This window comes from Microvirga zambiensis WSM3693 (genome assembly GCF_016735695.1).
Classification (GTDB): domain Bacteria; phylum Pseudomonadota; class Alphaproteobacteria; order Rhizobiales; family Beijerinckiaceae; genus Microvirga; species Microvirga zambiensis.
Map to the genome: position 1 here is coordinate 1 of NZ_JAERQD010000211.1, position 839 is coordinate 839.

The 839-nt window shown below is 60.9% G+C and carries 1 protein-coding gene; it reads right to left on the reverse strand.

Features of this window, described 5'->3' with window-relative positions; genetic code table 11:
- Positions 1 to 368: 368 nt before the first annotated feature.
- Positions 369 to 839: response regulator (locus tag JKL46_RS34940; RefSeq protein WP_246529754.1), on the reverse strand; the 471-nt coding region annotated here is incomplete at its 5' end.

The following is an 839-nucleotide window of genomic DNA, read 5'->3' on the forward strand; positions in this document are numbered from 1 at the left end:
GGGCAGCTTGGCCGTATTGGCAACCAACCATCGGCCAGTTCCGTTGTCTTCCACGTGTGACGCTCGGAGATTTCCGATGGTCCGGAGGAATCGTGTTGCGCTGTGGGGACGCGTTGGGCTTGTTGTGATGTCTCTTGCCTTGATCGGTGGGATTATCGCCGAGCCGCTTCTGCGGCCCTTGTAGTCCCCGAACCTGACCGTCCAGCGGTAAGAGCAACCGCCAACTGCTGCCTCGGCAAGGGAGGATGGATACAACCTTCCTTGCTGATGATGCAGCCACCATCGACGGGCTGGTGAAAGTGCGCCCTGCCCCGGCGGCACGATCCTGGCCAAGGTCGTCGAAGAAGGTGGGTTCTTGTAGGGACCTATCACTGTGTCGTGGTTGCTTTCACTGCGCGCTCGACCGCCTCCACCAGTTCCACGAGGCGATACGGCTTGGCGAGGAAAGGCACTCCGACTGACTCGCACATGCCGTGGCAGATCCGGGAGCGGCCTGAGGTGAAGACAACTGACAGGAGGGGCTGGAGCGACAGAGCGGCCTGCGCCAGCTCAAAGCCGTCTCGACCGCCCAGGTTGATGTCGGTGAACAAAACATCCACTGACACATCCCGCAGAATGATCTCGGCCTCCTCGGCGCTGGCTGCCGTGAACACCTCGTATCCAGCATCCGCCAGGGTTTCGGCCGCAAGCTCTCCGATGATCAACTCGTCCTCAACGACGAGAACACGCTGACGAAGAGATTTGGGGGCTGGCTTCTTCGCTGGCTCGGGGCGGGTCCATGGGGACAGGATCGGTGTCATGTACGCAACCTCACTGAACACATCCGCGTGGTTAACGGC